The 19,326-nt window shown below is 36.3% G+C and carries 19 protein-coding genes; 12 read left to right on the top strand and 7 right to left on the bottom strand.

The window, feature by feature from the left end; genetic code table 11:
- Positions 1-25: 25 nt before the first annotated feature.
- Positions 26-184 carry a small, acid-soluble spore protein K gene (locus tag RTP99_RS18970; RefSeq protein WP_000517891.1) on the bottom strand — a complete coding sequence of 53 codons (159 nt, stop codon included), beginning with the start codon at positions 182-184 and terminating at the stop codon, positions 26-28.
- A gap of 121 nt (positions 185-305) precedes the next feature.
- Between RTP99_RS18970 and RTP99_RS18975 the strand changes: the two genes are divergently transcribed.
- Complete coding sequence (locus tag RTP99_RS18975; protein ID WP_000998157.1) at positions 306-572, top strand: YfhJ family protein; 267 nt, start codon at positions 306-308, stop codon at positions 570-572.
- Between the two features lie 24 nt (positions 573-596).
- Here the strand turns inward: RTP99_RS18975 and RTP99_RS18980 are convergent, their stop codons facing one another.
- Entirely contained in the window at positions 597-1,577 is a 981-nt protein-coding gene (locus RTP99_RS18980) for a metal-dependent hydrolase (protein ID WP_000379130.1), read from the bottom strand.
- 149 nt (positions 1,578-1,726) lie between these two features.
- Here RTP99_RS18980 and mutY point away from each other — a divergent pair, with 149 nt between their 5' ends.
- Entirely contained in the window at positions 1,727-2,824 is a 1,098-nt protein-coding gene (mutY, locus tag RTP99_RS18985) for an A/G-specific adenine glycosylase (protein ID WP_000171402.1), read from the top strand.
- A 187-nt stretch (positions 2,825-3,011) separates the two neighbouring features.
- Here mutY and RTP99_RS18990 read toward each other — a convergent pair whose 3' ends face one another.
- Positions 3,012-3,236, bottom strand: a complete 225-nt coding sequence (locus RTP99_RS18990; RefSeq protein WP_000275435.1) for a hypothetical protein — start codon at positions 3,234-3,236, stop codon at positions 3,012-3,014.
- Positions 3,237-3,360: 124 nt separating this feature from the next.
- On the opposite strand from RTP99_RS18990, the gene RTP99_RS18995 reads away from it, so the two are divergent.
- The 4 genes from RTP99_RS18995 to RTP99_RS19010 all read left to right on the top strand — a co-directional run bounded on the left by RTP99_RS18995 (position 3,361) and on the right by RTP99_RS19010 (position 6,721).
- Positions 3,361-3,642: a gamma-type small acid-soluble spore protein gene (locus tag RTP99_RS18995; RefSeq protein ID WP_000039045.1), complete on the top strand. Its 282-nt coding sequence runs from the start codon at positions 3,361-3,363 to the stop codon at positions 3,640-3,642.
- 189 nt (positions 3,643-3,831) lie between these two features.
- Complete coding sequence (locus RTP99_RS19000; RefSeq protein WP_000997579.1) at positions 3,832-4,092, top strand: YgaB family protein; 261 nt, start codon at positions 3,832-3,834, stop codon at positions 4,090-4,092.
- Positions 4,093-4,375: 283 nt separating this feature from the next.
- Positions 4,376-4,906, top strand: coding sequence for a nucleoside tri-diphosphate phosphatase (gene ntdP / locus RTP99_RS19005; RefSeq protein ID WP_000506628.1), 531 nt, complete (start codon positions 4,376-4,378; stop codon positions 4,904-4,906).
- A 54-nt stretch (positions 4,907-4,960) separates the two neighbouring features.
- Complete coding sequence (locus RTP99_RS19010) at positions 4,961-6,721, top strand: ABC transporter ATP-binding protein (protein WP_001161621.1); 1,761 nt, start codon at positions 4,961-4,963, stop codon at positions 6,719-6,721.
- A gap of 13 nt (positions 6,722-6,734) precedes the next feature.
- Here the strand turns inward: RTP99_RS19010 and RTP99_RS19015 are convergent, their stop codons facing one another.
- From RTP99_RS19015 to hemL, 3 genes are all read right to left on the bottom strand, one after another.
- Positions 6,735-7,823 (bottom strand): aromatic acid exporter family protein, encoded by a 1,089-nt coding sequence (locus RTP99_RS19015; protein WP_000765784.1) that lies wholly within the window; start codon positions 7,821-7,823, stop codon positions 6,735-6,737.
- 260 nt (positions 7,824-8,083) lie between these two features.
- Complete coding sequence (locus RTP99_RS19020; RefSeq protein WP_000932995.1) at positions 8,084-12,520, bottom strand: glutamate synthase-related protein; 4,437 nt, start codon at positions 12,518-12,520, stop codon at positions 8,084-8,086.
- 198 nt (positions 12,521-12,718) lie between these two features.
- Positions 12,719-14,023: a glutamate-1-semialdehyde-2,1-aminomutase gene (gene hemL / locus RTP99_RS19025; RefSeq protein ID WP_011039977.1), complete on the bottom strand. Its 1,305-nt coding sequence runs from the start codon at positions 14,021-14,023 to the stop codon at positions 12,719-12,721.
- A gap of 121 nt (positions 14,024-14,144) precedes the next feature.
- Between hemL and RTP99_RS19030 the strand changes: the two genes are divergently transcribed.
- The 6 genes from RTP99_RS19030 (at position 14,145) to perR (ending at position 18,437) form a co-directional block, all read left to right on the top strand.
- Entirely contained in the window at positions 14,145-15,158 is a 1,014-nt protein-coding gene (locus RTP99_RS19030) for an ABC transporter ATP-binding protein (RefSeq protein WP_000843645.1), read from the top strand.
- The gene (locus RTP99_RS19035) at positions 15,151-15,942 is read left to right on the top strand and encodes an ABC transporter permease (protein ID WP_000521517.1); all 792 of its coding nucleotides are present in this window, start codon (positions 15,151-15,153) and stop codon (positions 15,940-15,942) included. The genes RTP99_RS19030 and RTP99_RS19035 overlap by 8 nt, the downstream gene beginning before the upstream one ends.
- Before the next feature lie 4 nt (positions 15,943-15,946).
- Positions 15,947-16,732, top strand: a complete 786-nt coding sequence (locus RTP99_RS19040; protein ID WP_000639354.1) for an ABC transporter permease — start codon at positions 15,947-15,949, stop codon at positions 16,730-16,732.
- Positions 16,733-16,804: 72 nt separating this feature from the next.
- A complete protein-coding gene (locus RTP99_RS19045; protein ID WP_000964350.1) occupies positions 16,805-17,209 on the top strand; it encodes a potassium channel family protein in 405 nt (134 codons plus the stop codon).
- A gap of 44 nt (positions 17,210-17,253) precedes the next feature.
- The gene (gene bcp / locus RTP99_RS19050; RefSeq protein ID WP_000633723.1) at positions 17,254-17,709 is read left to right on the top strand and encodes a thioredoxin-dependent thiol peroxidase; all 456 of its coding nucleotides are present in this window, start codon (positions 17,254-17,256) and stop codon (positions 17,707-17,709) included.
- 299 nt (positions 17,710-18,008) lie between these two features.
- Entirely contained in the window at positions 18,009-18,437 is a 429-nt protein-coding gene (gene perR, locus RTP99_RS19055; RefSeq protein WP_000237834.1) for a peroxide-responsive transcriptional repressor PerR, read from the top strand.
- Between the two features lie 196 nt (positions 18,438-18,633).
- Here the strand turns inward: perR and RTP99_RS19060 are convergent, their stop codons facing one another.
- Positions 18,634-18,990: a YgzB family protein gene (locus RTP99_RS19060; RefSeq protein ID WP_000511742.1), complete on the bottom strand. Its 357-nt coding sequence runs from the start codon at positions 18,988-18,990 to the stop codon at positions 18,634-18,636.
- Positions 18,991-19,326 lie beyond the last annotated feature (336 nt).

Here is a 19,326-nt window from a genome sequence, read left to right on the forward strand (position 1 = left end):
TGTAGGAAGTTAAGTTACTTTGTTACTACTCTTCCTGCTGATTTGCAGCACGCATACGTTCTTGTGGGTGCGTGTTAATTGTGCCGTTAGGTCGTTTCGAAGCGAAGCGTGATTTCGCTTTCGGTTGACCGTCGATTTTGCTGTTGTTTTTTGACTCAGACCAAAATTCGGCTTGTTTACCCATTGCGAACGCCCTCCTCATCATCAGTTGATACCTCTTGAAGAAGTATCAATTATAGAATGTGCAAAATAGAAGAAACTATCCTTTAGAAATGAAGGGATAATTAGGTAAAGGAGACTAGAACATGAATGATATTTATGAAGCATTAACGAAAGAACTATTAGACAAAAATGACAAGCTTTCTTACGCGCAAGCTCGTGCGTGGGTTGAATTACTATGGGAAGATTTTCAAACGACTTATGCGAAATCAGGTCGTTATCAAGGAGAAGAAATGACTGAACAAGTTGTGCGATCATGGATTAATAATCATGGAGGACGCCTTCATGAAATGCGTACAAATAATCCGAAATATAGCCATCTAATCAATCAAGAAGATCATTTGAAACATTAAAAAAAGCGACTGAAGTCGCTTTTTTTAATGTGGAAGTAACTCAAGTTTTTTTCGAAGTTTTTCTTCACTAAAAATCCATCCTGTATAGGAACTAATAATATTTAAATTATGATCGAGTTGAACGATCGCAACGAATGGATAATAGTCTTTACTGCGATATCGCAAATCAATGAATCGAACTTCATAATAATGATCATAATCGAAAATGTCCCAGCGATATACAGGGGAGAAAGATAAAAATGCTGAGATGTTTTCATCTTGTTTAGCTGCGTGCATAATAGCATTATCTGGGAACGGTACCCGATCGAACTTATCATAAATCATGATGTTACCGCGATGCCATCTAGCAACGTAGTAATAATCGGTTGTAACGACTGCTAAATGATAATGATAAAATCGATAAGAAGGAGAAATGATTATTTTCTCAACATTTTTGAAACGTTTTTGTACAACGCTTCTTATATTTCTATGCATCATAATCCGTCCGATGTAGTAAACGATCATTAATATATACGCAGCTAAGGCAGTATATCCTTTATGGGAACCTACGAGCATACAAGCAATTGCGAGTATATGGATAAAGAAAATGACGGTATCAAATGTATTAATGATGCCGAGCGCTACCCATTTTTTTGTGAAGGGCCGTAATGCTTGTGTACCGTAGGCATTAAAAATATCTACAAAGACATGAAGAAAGACGGCAATAAAGGACCAAAGTAGTAGATGCAAATATGGAGCGTCTGAAAAGAAGGCGAAAGAGATGCCACTTATAAGGAAAGACCAAAGAATCACTGCAGGAATGGAATGAGTAATCCCACGATGATTTCTTATATATTTAGCGTTATTACGCAATTTTAAAACTGTATCGATGTCAGGAATATTGGAGCCGGCAATTGTAGCAAGCATAACTGCTTGTGGCCCAATATCACTTTGTGCTATGGCTGGATCTAACGTGGCCAAACTGCCTAGAGTAACGCCCATAACAAGGTGAGTGGCTGTGTCCATAGAAATCCACCTCCGTTTTTTATTAATGTAACTCTTTTTATTCGATACCTCAAGTCCTTTGCCTTCTATTTCCTATGTCATCTTACTTAAATTTTTTCCTAAAATCTTTATAATAGTACTTATATGCAAAAAAATGAGGGGGACCAAGTTTGACACTTGAAATATTAAATAATTTTAACATAGAGCAGTTTCAAAATGATTTAATTGGTTGGTTTGAAAAAGAGCAACGCGACTTACCGTGGCGTAAAAATAAAGATCCATACCGTGTTTGGGTTTCGGAAATTATGTTGCAGCAAACTAGGGTAGAAGCTGTAAAACCATATTACGCAAATTTCATGGGGAAGTTTCCTACTCTAGAAGCTTTGGCAAATGCTGATGATGAAGAAGTGTTAAAAGCATGGGAAGGTTTAGGGTATTATTCTAGAGCGCGAAATTTACATGCAGCCGTAAAAGAAGTAAAAGAAGTATATGGCGGGATTGTGCCAAGTGATGTAAAGAAGATTGAGAAATTAAAGGGAGTCGGTCCCTATACAAAAGGTGCTATTTTAAGTATCGCATATGGTATACCAGAGCCGGCAGTTGACGGAAATGTTATGCGTGTATTATCTCGCATTTTATCAGTATGGGATGACATTGCAAAACCGAAAACGAGAAAAGTGTTTGAAGAGATTGTGCGTGAAATTATTTCGGCTGAAAATCCATCTTATTTTAATCAAGGTTTGATGGAATTAGGAGCACTGATTTGTATTCCTAAAAATCCAGCATGCTTACTTTGTCCTGTACGTGAGCATTGCAGGGGATATGCTGAAGGTGTTCAAAAGGAATTACCAGTAAAAAGTAAAGCGAAAGCCCCTACGATGGTACCGATTGTTGCAGGAGTACTTCAAACAGAAGATGGTCGTTACGTCATTAATAAACGTCCAAGTACCGGTTTATTAGCCAATATGTGGGAGTTTCCGAATATTGAACTTGGCGAAGGGATTCGTAATCAGAAGGAACAGCTTATAGATTATATGAAAGAAAAATTTGAGCTTTCGATTTCTATTGAAGAATACGCAATGAATGTACAACATACGTTTACACATCGCACTTGGGATATATTCGTATTTTACGGAAAAGTAACTGGTGACATTGTTGAAACAGATACATTGAAAATTGTATCGAAAGAAGCATTTGAGCAATTACCTTTCTCTAAATCGCATCGTACGATTTATGAGAGTTGTGTTGAAAAAATTACAATGCAATAAAGTGAAACTTTAATCAGTGGGGGGTTTTTCATCCCCCACTGATTATTAGCCGTCACCAATCGGACTTTAATGGGCAGCCCGCCCCCCCACCTAACTTCTTTGCTTTCGCTGCATTTTGAGGTGGGGGTTTTACTGTCCATTAAAGCGGGATAAACAAAAAAGTGTTCCCTAGATTGGGAACACTTTTTTAATCGTAAGAAATTTTTGTCCCATGAGTCCAACTAGCATCACCTTCTTGTAAGCCGCCTCTTGATTCAATTTCTATTACAATTTCTTTGTAGATACTTTGACCTTCTGTATTTAAATACGGCAGAATCTGTTGTAATGAATGATGAAAATAAGCCAATTCATCTTCTTTCCACTCATTTTTTGAAATCATCGTTAGTTCAGTCATATCGCGTCCTATATACATATTTCCACCTCCATTTTCTATAGTTTGAATGAGTGACAAGAGATATATACGGAGATTAAAAAAAGAAAATCACGGATAGCTTCTAAGTGAATTGGTTACATTATTGGTTGTGGAGGTGAGAAAGATGAGTAAAAAACAACAAGGTTATAACAAGGCAACTTCTGGTGCTAGCATTCAAAGTACAAATGCTAGTTATGGTACAGAGTTTTCAACTGAAACAGATGTGCAAGCAGTAAAACAAGCAAACGCACAATCAGAAGCAAAGAAAGCACAAGCTTCTGGTGCACAAAGTGCAAACGCTAGTTATGGTACTGAATTTGCAACTGAAACAGACGTGCATGCTGTGAAAAAACAAAATGCACAATCAGCTGCAAAACAATCACAATCTTCTAGTTCAAATCAGTAATGAAAGAAAAACACTTCTCTAATTCGGGAGAAGTGTTTTCTTTGTGCTTTGGTCATGGTAATGAAAATAAAACGAACGACATAACTTCTAATAAGTCAACAAATGTAGTCAAAGGAGAAGGAAGTTAAAGATTAGAAATATGTAATGAGGAAATAATAACTGATAAATAAATCCAAAAGGGGGTAAGTAATGAACGATTTTGATAAGTTGGTAGGAGAGCAATTGGAAACGATGGATGAGTTGTTGAAGTTACAAGCTCACCTAGAGAAGTATCAGCAAATTGAAATGAGCGAAAAGGATATGTGCGATAAAAAGGAATTACATTTTATTCGCCAAGAAATATATAGAACAGAATTAGCACTTAAGTTATTACATGAGAAATTTGAAGAGCAAACAAATAGTGTGATTCAATCTTTTGAAACTGAAAAAATGATTTCAAATTTAGGATAAGATATATTGTTGCCTTTAGGTGAAAGGTCCTTCTGTACATGGAAATGAGGAAGGACTTTTTTTATCCCACTTTAATGGGCAGTAAGACCCCCACTGATTAAAGTTTCACTTTATTCTCCGTTCCTCGTTTGGCCCCGCTCCCTAAGAAAGACTATGGATATGGTATTCAGTGTGAAACATAGAGTCTTATTGCTTTAGTTTTAAAATTTCGACAAAAAAGTTATAATAGAAAAAAAGTGAATGCAGTTCAAAGGGCATTTGCAGTTGAAGGAAGGGAGCATATATGGGATTTCCCAAAGAAGGAGAAAAAGTACAAATACATAGTTATAAACATAATGGCTCCATTCATAGAATGTGGGAAGAGACAACGATTTTAAAAGGGACACAAAGTCTTGTGATCGGAGCAAATGATCGTACAGTAGTGACAGAATCAGATGGCCGAACATGGATTACTCGTGAACCAGCAATTTGTTATTTTCATGCAAACTACTGGTTTAATGTGATTGGAATGTTAAGGGAAGAGGGCGTATATTATTATTGTAATTTAAGCTCACCTTTTGCATATGATTCTGAAGCGTTAAAGTATATTGATTATGATTTAGATATTAAAGTGTATCCAGATATGACATATACACTTTTAGATGAAGATGAATATGAAAAACATAGTCAAATTATGCAATATCCACCTGTAATTGATACGATTTTAAAACGAAATGTAGCACAACTAACACAATGGATTCATCAAAGAAAAGGGCCATTCGCACCAGACTTTGTAGATATGTGGTATGAGAGATATTTAATGTACAGAAATTAAAACAAACCTGCAGGGGATTTCCCCGCAGGTTTGTCCTATTAGAGGGGGGATTATGTGCAAGGTATAAAAAGATATTTGCAATTTGTTAAACCATATCGATGGCTTATTGCTATTACGATTATGATTGGTCTAGTTAAATTCGGCATCCCGCTCATTATGCCGTGGTTATTAAAGTATATTATTGATGATGTTATTCAGGGCGGAGGGTCATTTCAAGATAAGACGTCCCAACTAGTAACAGCGATTGGGATTGCTTTTTTTATTTTTGCAGTGTTAAGACCGCCGATTGAATATTATCGTCAATATTTTGCGCAGCGTATCGCAAATACAATACTATATGATTTGCGAAAACATATTTTTGGCCATTTACAAAAGTTGAGTTTACGTTATTATTCGAATACAAAAACAGGGGAGATTATTTCACGTGTCATTCATGATGTAGAACAAACGAAGGATTTTGTAATTACTGGTTTGATGAATGTTTGGTTAGATACGGCAACAATTGCTATTGCTATTATTGTTATGTTTTCTATGAATATAAAATTGACATTTGTTGCGCTATTAATTTTACCTATTTATGTAGTGGCAGTGAAATATTTTTTCGGGCGTCTTCGAAAATTGACGAAAGAGCGTTCACAAGCGTTAGCAACGATGCAAGGGTATTTACATGAACGTATTCAAGGGATGCAAGTGACACGTAGCTTTGCATTAGAAGAGTATGAAGGGAAGCAATTTGAAAAAAGAAATAATGAATTTTTGACGAAAGCGTTAACGCATACGAGTTGGACGGCGAGAACATTTTCGGCAGTAAATACGTTAACAGACTTAGGGCCGCTACTCGTGATCGGTTTTGCAGCGTATGAAGTGATTCAGGGGCAGTTAACATTAGGAACTATGGTTGCCTTTGTTGGATATATGGATAGTTTGTATAGTCCACTTCGCCGCCTTGTTAATTCCTCTACGACATTAACACAGTCTTTCGCATCGATGGATCGGGTGTTTGAACTGTTAGACGAAAAATACGATATTGTGAATGTACCAGGTGCGGTACAAACGAAAAAATTAAATGGTGAAGTGATATTTGATAATGTATCTTTTCGTTACAATTCGGATGAAAAAGAGGTATTACATAACCTTTCGTTAACTATGTTGCCAGGAGAGAAGGTAGCACTTGTAGGGGCGAGTGGGGGAGGGAAGTCATCTCTTGCTAGTTTAATCCCGCGTTTCTATGATGTCTCTTCAGGCGCTGTTTATGTAGATGGGATAGATGTTAGAAAGTATGATATGAGAAATTTACGTAGTCATATTGGAATTGTACTGCAAGATAATTTGTTATTTAGCGATACAATCGGGGCAAATATTTTATATGGGAATCCGAAAGCTACAGAGGAAGAAGTAATTGCAGCTGCCAAAGCTGCGCAAATTCATGATTTTATTATTGAGTTACCTGATGGTTATGATACTGTCGTCGGGGAACGCGGTGTGAAGTTATCTGGTGGGCAAAGGCAACGTGTAGCGATTGCACGCGTGTTTTTAAAGAATCCATCGTTACTTATATTAGATGAGGCGACTTCCGCTTTGGATTTAGAAAATGAACGATATATTCAAGAGGCGCTTCAAACGTTAGCTGCTGATCGAACGACGATCATAATTGCGCATCGATTGGCGACGATTACGCATGTGGATACGATTATTTACATTGAAGATGGTGAAATTAAAGAAACAGGTTCTCATGAAGAATTAATGAAAAAAAGAGGTTTTTATTACAATTTATATCAACTTCAACATATAACAGAAACAGCTCCTTTAGCGTAAAAGGAGCTGTTTTTTATTCGTCTTCTTTTTTATCGTCGATTTTGAGTTCTGCTTCTGGTTTATGGTATGTGTAGAAGCTATCCACAAGTAAATCTAAATGCTCTACTTCTTCACTATAGTTAATAATAGCAGAAATAAGAGGGAAGAGATGTAGCCATGTTTTATATGCTTCCTCATCATCCTTGTTTTGATATTCCATAAAAATATCAATTAATTCCTGTTTACCTGTTTCAACTTCATCAAGCATTTCAACAGATTGTTGTTTTTTTGCTTTACCAATAAATTTTAATAAAACTTGTTCATGATAATGTGTTAATGAATCAAGTTCATTCTGAATAGATTCCTGGAATTCTTCTGGCATATAGCGCAGTTCGTTTTCAGTACGATGTAATGATTTTAATGTACTTAAAGCACGACTTGTCGTCGCTAACATTTGTCTGAATAAAACAAGCTTACGAATTTTTGCGAACTTTACTTTTTTCGTATAGCTTCTTTCTTCTTTATACAGCAAATAGTAATGGTTTAGTTTGATCATTTTTTCTTTCATACGATCAATATCAGTTTTTAATGTTGTAAAATCAGAAGCTTGCCTGCTATTCATTCGAATCCATTTTACAATTTCTTCTGTATTATCAACGATGCGATGATATAACTTTGTTTCGTATTTTGGCGGCATAAACACTAAATTTACAAGTGAAGCCGCGATAATTCCAACCATAATCGTCGCAAATCGAAGTAAGGCAAAACTAAAGAAATCTTCACCTTGATACTCCATAATAGCGATAACTGTTACTAAAGCAATTGATATTGTGTTTTCTAATCGTAATTGCAATGTAAGAGCAATTACTAATATACATGTTAATCCAATAATAAAAGGATTATGTCCAAAAGCAGTAGCGAATGCGATAGCGAATACCGCACCAATGACGTTTGCTTGAATTTGTTCAAGTGCAGTTAAATACGAACGGTATACAGACGGTTGAACAGCGAAGATAGCTGAGATTCCCGCAAATACTGGACTCGGTAAGTTAAGTAAAATACAAGCAAATAAAGCTAATGTGATGGCAATACCCGTTTTTAAAATGCGAGCACCAAGTTTCATACCCTTAATAAGATCCTTTCTCTTGTCATAATGAATGTACAACATGATACTATACATTCATTACAATATGTTAGCAAGTGATATTTTAGTGACGTTAATAAGAAATTAAGATTCATTTTATACTTTTTCCTAATTCTTTTTAAACATCAATTTTTAGTAAAAAAACCTGCTGAATTTCAGCAGGTTTCAAATTGTTACTATAGATTACTATGAGAAGTGTACTTCGTCAATTTTTTTCTTGAAGATGAAAAATAGGCATATCACTCTGTTGAGATAGATGGATCAGCCTGCTCTTTTTTCGGGATGATTTCAAAAAACTGTTGCGGCATATCATCGAGTAACGGTGTCAATAAAGCAACTTCCTCGTATTGCTCATGTTCATTTAATACACGGATATAATCTAGTAATAACTCGGTCACATCTTGCACACCATTTTTACTAAGTGGTTGTAATGTAACATTTGCTCCTTTTGCGATTCTTCTTTTTAAGGCCTGTTCTGTTAAACCTAAGCTTGAATCATGGCGTAAATAAACAACACCGCCAGTCATACCAGCGCAAATCCATGGACCAGGATCCCCTAAAACAAGAGCGCGCCCATTTGTCATATATTCAAAAGCGAAACCTTTAATATTAGAGTATGCTCCTATGTTCCCTTGCTCTTTTTCACGGAGTGGCTTTATCATGCGTCCGCCAATTATCATGTCTGCTCCAGAGAGGCGAATGCCAGCGCGAGCATCAGCGTTACCTTGAACGTATAGCGCCCCTTTTTGTGCACCGTATCCAAAACCTTTTCCGACAGAACCGTTATAATATAGACCGTCTTTTCCTTTTGCTTTCGTTATATAAATACCACCACCAAAGGAGGTTTTACCAATACCATCTTGTGCGCCGCCATTTACGTGTATAAATAAGTTCTCACTATTGTAAGCACCTAATCCATTTCCAGGAATCGAGCCATTTGTATACTTTAATGTAAGTGGTTCAAGCTTCGTGTCTTCATATAATTTACTACGAACGCGATAACAAGATTCTAGACCACCCATAACGCGTTGTTCTACGCCAACGCCTACTAATTCTTTTGAATGGGGGGAATGAATTGTTTCAAATTGTTTTTCTAGTACGTGTTCTGTTTTTGTACTAGATGGATGTTCTATCGTTTGTAGTAAATTACATAAGTTTAATAAATTTTTGCCTCGAACTTGTTTTAATAAATCGGAACGCCCGACAATTTCTTGTAAATTTGTATAGCCGAGATTTCCTGTTAATCGTTTTAGTTCTTCGCCAAAAGTAGTGAATAAATGTAATAATCCAGCCACGGCGCTTTCTAATTCACGCGGGACGAAGCGGCGTAATCCGTGTTCTTTCGCTTGAGCTTCAGATTCAATCTGTGTTGCAATTCCAACGTGACAAGTATCTAGATGACATCCGCGGCAAGTTGTACAGCCGATTGCAATCATGGATAATGTACCAAATCCAATGCGGTTTGCTCCAAGGAGCATAATTTTCAAGGCATCATTCACACTTCGAATACCACCATCAGCCCAAATTTCTACCTTATGTCTCATATTTGCTTCTAATAAAGCATTGTGAGCGGCTTTCACACCAATTTCTACAGGAAGCCCTACATGTTGCAATGCGTGAATACGTGCAGCTCCTGTACCACCATCAAATCCGCTAATGTTAATAAAATCAGCACCAGCTTTTGCGATACCAACAGCAATTGTTCCAATGTTAGGGACGACAGGGACTTTTACAGCTACTTTCGCAAGCTGATTAGCCGTTTTAATTTCTGTAATCATTTGAGCTAAATCTTCAATGGAATAAATATCATGGTTGTTAGAAGGTGAAATTAAATCAGAGCCAATTGTAGCATTACGCGCTTCGGCGATTTTGGCTGTTACTTTTGAACCTGGCAAATGTCCACCTTCACCAGGCTTGGCACCTTGCCCAATTTTTATTTCAATTAAGTTTGATGAATTGAGTAGTTCGGCGTTTACGCCAAATCGTCCGGACGCGATTTGTTGTCCACGTGTATGTGGATATTTTCCAATCATATCTTTAATTTCGCCGCCTTCACCGTTCAAACTAATCATATTTAGCTGATCGGCTGCTTCTGCATATGCACGAAAGGCAATTTCATTTTGAGAACCGAATGACATGGAACTAATAATAAATGGCAAATCATGATTTTGAATACTGATGGACACTTCTTCAGCCGGAACGACATGTTTTGTTTCTTTCGTTTGAACAAGATGTCTAATTGCGATTGGGTTATTTTCTTCTAATTCACTTAATTTTTCACGGTAATCATCATAAGAGTTTCCCTTTGCAACATCGCCGATTGCTTTCCAAATTCGCGGGAATATATGAAAAGATTTTCGCATTCTAACTTTAGGATTGTTATAATCGTTAGCTCGCATTTGTGCATCTTCAGCAAGTGATTCAAGAGAAAAAGCTAAATCATTTGAACCTAAGAAATTTGTAATTTGCAATATATTTGCGATTTCTTCATGTAACCCGATAGAAGAATAGAGGCGACCGTAACCACGCAATTCATGAATTCCAATTGTTGAAATGACTTTTTCCAGTCCTTTATTAAGTGCATGATATAAATTCGTAATTGGTGTTTTTGTCCCATCATTTACGGTTGCAAATAGTAAATATGGATTGATACTATCTGCTCCTAATCCATACAGTGTGACGATATCGTGTAAGGAGCGAAGGGCACCAGAACGTATAACGAGAGAGCAGTTTCGGCGTAATTTATTTTCGCTTAATACTTGATGTACTTTCGCGGTAACTAAATGCGGATCAATCCATAATCGTCCATTTAGGTGAGCATCAGCATCGTCTATTAATAATAGGGAAGCTCCATCGTTCACGGCTGTTATCGCTTCAGAACTAATTCGACTTAAGGCACATTGTAAAGTTTCTGCCTGACTGAATGTAGCAGAGATTGTAGCGATAGAGCTATGAGTATTGAATAGTTGTATAAGTTGCTCGTACGTAATTGTGTGTAATTCTTCTACAATAGATTGTGCTACACTTCCTTCTAAAATGATTGGGGAAAGCATCTCAACTACAAATGGCTGTTTAGCACCAGCCAATAAACTTGGACGTTTGCCAAGTATCGTTCGTGTGGAGAAGTGTTCAACTTCTCGATCGCGATCGATTGCTGGATTTGTAACGACAGCTACACTTTCCTTAATGAAGTCAGCGATATTTCGTCTATCAGTATCGAGTGCAGCGAGTGGTGAGTCATGCCCAAGTGAGCGAATTGGCTCAACGCCTTTTGTTGCCATCTGTTCAAGAAGCTGAATATGTTCACGATCCCATCCGAAAGCAACGTATTGTTTTGTTTCAACTTGCATAGAATCACATAATCCTTGGATTTCTTTCGTTTCAGGAGTAGATAAGTTTAAATGATAATCTTTAGTATCCACTCGTTTTTTAAAACGGTCATATACTTGAGCTTGGTATTTGTCATATGCATAAAGAACAAGCTCATCTTGTTCATTCCACTTTAGTCCGACTTTTTCCCCTGGAGCGAGTGGTTTTGGTTCTGCTACATATTCAGTTGGTGATACAACTCCAGGTTCAGAAGAGAAAATATAAGAGCTTTCTGTCTCTACTTTCCATACTGGTCGTAGCCCAAGGGAATCCACGCTGAAAACAGCTTCATCTTTATAACGTGAAATAATGCCAGCTGGACCTTGTGCAAAATGGCCCCATGCTTCACGTATATACGTATATAAATCTTGTAAATGTGGTTCATAAAGTTTAATTTCATTAATAATTGGCGGGAATAGTATATCCATTGCTTCAAATAAACTGTAGTTGTATTGAACAAGTAGAGTTTCTAAGGTGCGGTTTAAATCTTGGGAGTCACTGCCCCCAGCAGTAAGTGGAACGTGAATCATTTCAGCTTGATCGCGTAATTTTGCAATTGTGTTAATTTCACCATTATGTCCGAGGATACTAAATGGTTGTACACGAAAGAAGTTAGACAATGTATTAGTAGAATAGCGATTGTGTCCTAGTGTCATAGTTGAAGCAATAAGTGGGTGTTGTAAATCATTGTAATAGGCAACAAGTGTATCACCAGCACCGAGAACTTTATATACAACGTGATCACGACTTAAGGAAGCAACATGAATCGCTTCATTTTCTTCTATTTTTATCGTTACTGTAAATAATGTTTGCTCAATATTTGTAACTTCATTTTCTGCGATAAGAGCAACTTGCCAAAATAAAGGTTCTTCTTGTTTACCAAGTGGACCGAGTGCATCGGAGTTTATTACATCATCACTTTCGAAAAGAATTGCAAAGTTTTCGTTGTTTAGTTGTGTACGAATATGATTTTTTAAATTAACTATATTTTCGTTTTTGTTTAGAAAAAAATGTCCAACGATAAAGTGGGGATGATCCACGATCGTTGGATTATATCCGCTACTTTTTAATTTTTCATTCCAAAGTGCTTTTGGTACATCAATGTGAATACCGATTCCATCACCTTCGCCATTAATGAAACCAGCTCTATGATTCATTTTGACGAGCGATTGTATGCAAAGGTCAATATTTTCTTTTGTAGGAATTTTTCGTTTCTCCATAACGGAAACGATTCCACACGCATCGTGTTCTGCATTTTTGTAATCTCGAAATAAAGACGGTGTCCATGTGTTTGTTTTATTGAGCATCCGTCAATCCCCCCTCTTATGAAAGTTTGAATAATCTTACTATTCGAGGCGTGAGCAGCCTTGTATACAAAGATAGTAAGGATATAAAATAAAATTAAACAGATAATTATGAATAATTATACTATTAATAAGGGATTTATGAAATAGAAAAAAGGAAAAAAGAAAGGTGTGCTTTCTTTTTTCCTTTTAATGACGGGATTATTTATTGTTTGCTAAAGCGGCAAATGCTCTACCTACAGCTTCAATTGTATATTCAATATCTTCTTTTGTATGTTCTGTCGTTAAGAACCATGCCTCGTATTTAGAAGGTGCTAAGTTAATTCCTTCTTGCAGCATAAGTTTGAAGAATTTACCGAACATTTCTCCGTCTGTATCTTGTGCTGCATCGTAATCTTCAATTGTATTTGTTGTGAAGTATACAGTTAAAGCGCCTTTTAGGCGGTTTAATGTAATATCGATATTATGTTTTTCAGCCTGTTCTAAAATTCCTTTTTCAAGCATTGCACCAAGTTCATCTAATTTTTCATAAAGCCCTTCTTGTTGAAGAACTTCTAGACAAGCAATACCAGATGCCATAGAAGCAGGATTTCCTGCCATTGTACCAGCTTGATATGCAGGTCCAAGAGGGGCAACTTGTTCCATAATTTCTTTCTTACCACCGTAAGCACCGATTGGAAGTCCGCCGCCAATAACTTTACCAAGCGCTGTTAAGTCTGGTGTTACGCCAAGTAAGTCTTGAGCACCACCGTACATGAAGCGGAAAGCAGTAATAACTTCATCATAAATTACTAGTGCACCAGCTTCGTGAACAAGTTCATTCACTTTCTCAAGGAAGCCAGTTTTTGGTTCTACAATACCGAAGTTTCCAACGATTGGTTCTACAAGAATAGCTGCTACTTCATGTCCCCATTTATCTAATGCTTCTTTTAAAGTTTCTACATTATTAAATGGAACGGTAATAACTTCTTGAGCGATACTTTGTGGTACACCCGCTGAGTCAGGAGTTCCTAGTGTAGAAGGACCAGATCCAGCTGCTACAAGTACTAAATCAGAATGACCGTGGTAACAACCAGCGAATTTCATAATTTTTGTGCGGCCTGTGTAAGCGCGAGCGACACGAATTGTTGTCATTACAGCTTCAGTACCAGAATTTACGAAGCGGACTTTATCTAATGCAGGCATTGCTTCTTTTAACATTTTTGCAAATTTTACTTCTAGCGCTGTTGGAGTTCCGTAAAGTACACCATTTTCAGCAGCTGTTGTAATTGCTTTTGTAATGTGCGGGTGAGCATGTCCAGTAATAATAGGACCGTATGCTGCTAAATAATCGATATATTTATTTCCGTCTACATCCCAGAAATAAGCACCTTTTCCACGTTCCATAGCAACAGGAGCGCCGCCACCAACTGCTTTAAAAGAACGAGAAGGACTATTAACACCGCCAACGATATGTTCTAAAGCTTCTTTATGTAATGCTTCTGATTTTGTGAATTTCACTACCATTCATCTCCTTACAAAAATCTATGTATTATTCTAACATGTTTTTCGAAAAGACGTATTGTTTGTGATAGAGAAGGCAGTTGGGTAAACTATTCGTTGTGACATTTAGGAAGGGGGTCCGGTTATGAAATCGGTAATTGAGGTACAAGGGTTACGTAAAGAATTTACAGCCTATTCAAGTCGTCCAGGTTTAAAGGGTGCATTTCGCGATTTATTAAATCGTAATTATAAAATAGTACCAGCAGTAAATGATGTATCTTTTACTGTGAAACAAGGTGAAATGGTTGGATATATCGGTGAGAATGGTGCTGGTAAATCAACGACAATTAAAATGCTTACGGGGATTTTGACTCCGACATCAGGAGACATTTTAGTAAACGGGATGAACCCGCATAAGCAGAGGGAAGAATTTGTAAGAACGATTGGTGTTGTTTTCGGGCAACGCTCACAGCTTTGGTGGGATATTGCGGTACAAGAATCGTTTCGTTTATTAAAAAAAGTGTACGGTGTATCAGACGCTCAGTATAAAGAACATATGGAGCACGTGATCGAAACGTTAGATATTGGTCCTTTATTAGATAAGCCAGTTCGAAAGCTATCTTTAGGTCAAAGAATGCGTTGTGAATTAGCGGCAGCATTAATTCATAATCCGCCGTTATTATTTTTAGATGAACCAACAATTGGGTTAGATGTACTTGTGAAATTGAAAATACGTGAATTTTTAAAAGAAATGAATGAACGTTATAAAACAACGATTTTATTAACAACTCATGATATTACTGATATTGAAGCTTTATGTGAGCGCGTTATCATGCTGGATGAAGGCAATATTATGTATGACGGTTCTTTAAATAATCTTCGTACGCAGTGGGGAGCAGAGAAAGAAATACATTTTCAGTTTGTCGCACCAGTTTCCTATCAGGCTTTATCAATGGTTATGCCAGATAGTCATGTCGTTTGGTCGAAAGCGAAAGAGGAAAACGCGTGGATTGCCAAAATCCCGAATGAAGAAGTTATTATTTCAATGCTTATTTCTAAAGTGGTACAAGCCTTTCAAATTAAAGATTTAAAAATTAATGAAGTGTCTACAGAGGAAATTATTCGTAACATTTATGAAGAAGGTATTAAACATGGGTAAGTACATTGAAATGATTCGAATTCGCTTTTTAATGATGCTTGCGTATCGTACAAACTACTATAGCGGGATTTTAATTTATACAATTAATATCGGCGCATATTATTTTTTGTGGCAAGCAATTTATAGCGGAAAAGAGAATATTGAAAGTTTATCTATTTCGCAAATGACTACGTATATCGCAATTGCGTGGATGGCACGTGCTTTTTATTTTAATAATATAGACAGGGAAATTGCGATGGAGATTCAAGAAGGACGTGTAGCGGTAGAACTGATACGTCCATATAACTATTTAGGGATGAAAGTGATGCAAGGTCTTGGTGAAGGAATATTTCGCTTTGCCTTCTTTTCAATTCCGGGTATGGTCATCGTTACCTTATTATTTTCATTGCAAATTACAACGAACTTTCAAACGTGGTTATATTTCTTCTTATCTTTAATATTTAGTTTTATTATTAATACACAAATTAATTTAATGACGGGAATGCTCACATTCTTCTTATTTAATAATAGCGGAATTATGTATGCAAAACGTGTTGTTATTGATTTGTTTTCAGGTCTATTATTACCAATTAGTTTTTATCCGTTATGGGCCCAAAAGGCAATGATGTTTTTACCGTTTCAGGCTATTAGTTATATTCCGAGTATGATTTTCTCAGAAGGTATACAAGGAAGTAAATTGTATGAGGCATTATTATTCCAAGTAATTTGGGCCATTGTACTTATTATTCCGATTGTACTCATGTGGAGAACGGCGAGAAAACGTCTAATTGTACAAGGGGGATGATGAGATGATATATATAAAACTATTTTTGCAATATGCAAGTCAATATATAAAAACAAAATTGGAGTATCGGGGCGATTTTATCGTTGGGTTACTTTCTGATTTATCACTACAGGCTGTTAATTTAATCTTTATTCTTGTTGTGTTTGGACATACGCAAGCATTAAAAGGTTGGAGTAGAGAAGAAGTCATCTTTATTTATGGTTTCTTTTTAGTGCCGTTTGCCATTTTCTCAGCTTTCTTTAACATATGGGACTTTAATGATCGTTACATTATTAAAGGAGAAATGGATCGCATATTAACGAGACCGATTCATAGTTTATTTCAAATTATATTAGAGAGAATGGAGCTTGAATCTTTAATTGGAGCGATTACGGGAATGATTGTAATGGGCTACGCAGCAGTGGAGTTGCAATTATCTTTTTACTGGTACGATATCTTCTTATTCTTGTTGATGGTAGGAGGGGGCGCACTTGTATACGGAGGGATATTTGTTACGCTTGCAAGCCTTGGTTTTTGGTCGGACGCGAAAAGTTCGATTATGCCGCTAATGTATAACATAGGGAATTATGGCCGCTATCCTGTTAATATTTATAACCGTGTGATTCGCTTTATTTTAACGTTTGTCCTACCATTTGCGTTTGTCGGAGTGTATCCAGCAGCGTACTTTTTAAGGAAGACAGAGTGGAATAGCTATGCATTTGCAACACCGCTCGTTGGTGTTATCTGTTTTACGATTGCAATTACTCTTTGGAATCAAGGGGTAAAAAGGTACCGTGGTGCAGGGAATTAATTATAAAAGCTTGTTCGTTTCTAAGGGATAAATCTAATGGCTGTCTCATACATATAAAATGAGGTGGAGGACATGTTATGGGGATTTATTCTATTAATTGCAGCAATTGCTATTTTGAGGAGTGTCCAATTATTATGGAGTTCCTATTCGGATTCAACGCGTTTTTTTTCGCTGTATAATTTAGCTACATTATTTTTGATTTATACAACAGTATTGATTGCATTTGGATTAAGTTACGTTGTATTAGAGGAAATGGGTTTTGCAGTTTTGAAAGAGGATGGAGAAAGCTTAAACGCTCACTCTTTTCAACTGGTTGAAATTTGTTTGTATTTTAGCGCAGTTACTTTATTGTCTGTTGGATATGGAGACATATCTCCGATTGGAATTGGGCGGTGGATTGCGATTGGAGAAGCGCTAATTGGATATACATTACCGTTTGCTTTTGTAATGAGGTCTGTAATAGACAATGAAAAATAAGGAAGCATTTGTTATAGTAAAAGAAAAGAGTAGGAGTGATAACAATGATCACAGTAGGAGAAATGGCTCCAGAATTTACATTAGAGGGAAGTAACGGGGAACAAGTTCGCTTAGCTGATTTTCGTGGTAAAAATGTAGTTCTATATTTTTATCCGAAAGATATGACTCCAGGGTGTACAACTGAAGCATGTGATTTTCGAGATGCATATGGATTATTTCAAGAGAAGGACACAGTTATTCTTGGTGTAAGCCCTGATTCAGCGAACAGACATCTGAAGTTCGTTGAGAAGCATGAACTTCCATTTGTACTTTTAGTAGATGAAGATCATAAGGTAGCGGAATTGTATGATGTTTGGAAGTTGAAAAAGAACTTTGGGAAAGAGTACATGGGAATTGAGCGCTCTACATTCCTTATTAATAAAGACGGTGAGCTTGTAAAAGAGTGGCGTAAAGTGAAAGTGAAGGGACATGTTGAAGATGTTCTTTCTTATATAAAGTAAATCCATTGTGGAGATAAAATATATAGAAGTAAGGCGAGTGTCTATACATATTTTATTGTCTTACATAAAGTGAAGTGTAGGGCATACCTCCTCAGATGATAGTATTCCAAGTGCGATTATGTCGCACTTTTTTTCTATTGTAAATGCATAAAAAATAGGGAAAGATACATAAGAATAAGGCTATATACAAAAATAAACCACATACTTATAGTAGAAATATTGACGATTTATAAGAAAAGGAGTACACTCTTTATAAGAATTATAAAATAATAATCCGTATAGAATTGGGGTGCATGACGGTGGTCAAAGAAGAATTAAAAGAAGCGCTAGAAATGCTGAAAAATACGGGTGTACGCATTACTCCACAGCGTCATGCTATTTTAGAGTACCTTGTGGAATCTATGACGCACCCAACAGCGGATGAAATTTATAAAGCATTAGAAGGTAAGTTTCCAAATATGAGTGTTGCAACTGTCTATAATAACTTGCGTGTATTTAAAGAGGTTGGACTTGTAAAGGAATTAACTTATGGAGACGCTTCAAGTAGATTTGATTATGTTACAAGTCAACATTATCATGTGATTTGTGAAAAATGTGGTAAGATTGTTGATTTTCCTTATGGAGGTTTGGAACAGCTTGAAGAGGAAGCTGCGAAAACGACAGGCTTCGTTATTAATAGTCATCGCTTAGAAATTTATGGCGTTTGTCCAGAGTGTCATAAGGCGTAATATATAATAAAGAAAGAGGCTGACGGCTTTAAGTCAACCTCTTTCTTTATTATATATGGGAATTACGTTAGGTTCAGAATGATTTAAAATGTTCAGTGGAGGATTTAATTAAGGATAAATACAAAAGGTGATTTCTTGGTTAAGAAATCACCTTTTCATGTTTAGTTTTGTAAGGATGCATTGTCTCCGTATATACTTATGACTTATAGCTCTTCTTATTATATTTTTCATCAAATTCTTTTCCTTCTAGATTTCGATCCATTGTTAAAGGTTGGTTGCAATGCATACATGCGTCGACACGACCGAGCATTTTTGTAGGTTTATCGCAGCTTGGACAAATAATTTGTACAGTTTTAGTAGATAACATACCAATCCAAAAGTAAACGACAGTACTAGCGATAACAGCTAAAAAGCCAACCATCATAAATGTTGTCATAATAATAATGTTCTCACGAAAAAAGACTCCTAAGTATGCAATAAAGAGACCGATAAATACTAAACTTAATGCAAAGGTCCGGATTTTATTGATTTTGTTCGAATATTTAATGCCCATTCTCACCACGCTCCTATAATAATAATATAACATAAAATTTAGAATTTTCACTCGCCTAAAAATGTGATAGAGTGATAAGATATGAAATGTGGAGTAGGATGAAGGGAAGCTATAATGGCTTTTGGAACATGATTTTAAAGTTTTAACGGGATGTGAAATTTTTTTATGAAAAGTATTGACCCTTTATGTACTGCATGATATATTAATAACCGTCGCTGATGCAGAAACGCAGAAAACGACAAAAAGAAATTAAAAAACTTAGTTGACATCAAAAAACGAAAGTGTTAACATAAGGAAGTCGCAAATGAGCGACCAAGTAGTTCTTTGAAAACTGAA

It is taken from the genome of Bacillus sp. (in: firmicutes) (assembly GCF_031983925.1).
GTDB lineage: Bacteria > Bacillota > Bacilli > Bacillales > Bacillaceae_G > Bacillus_A > Bacillus_A pacificus.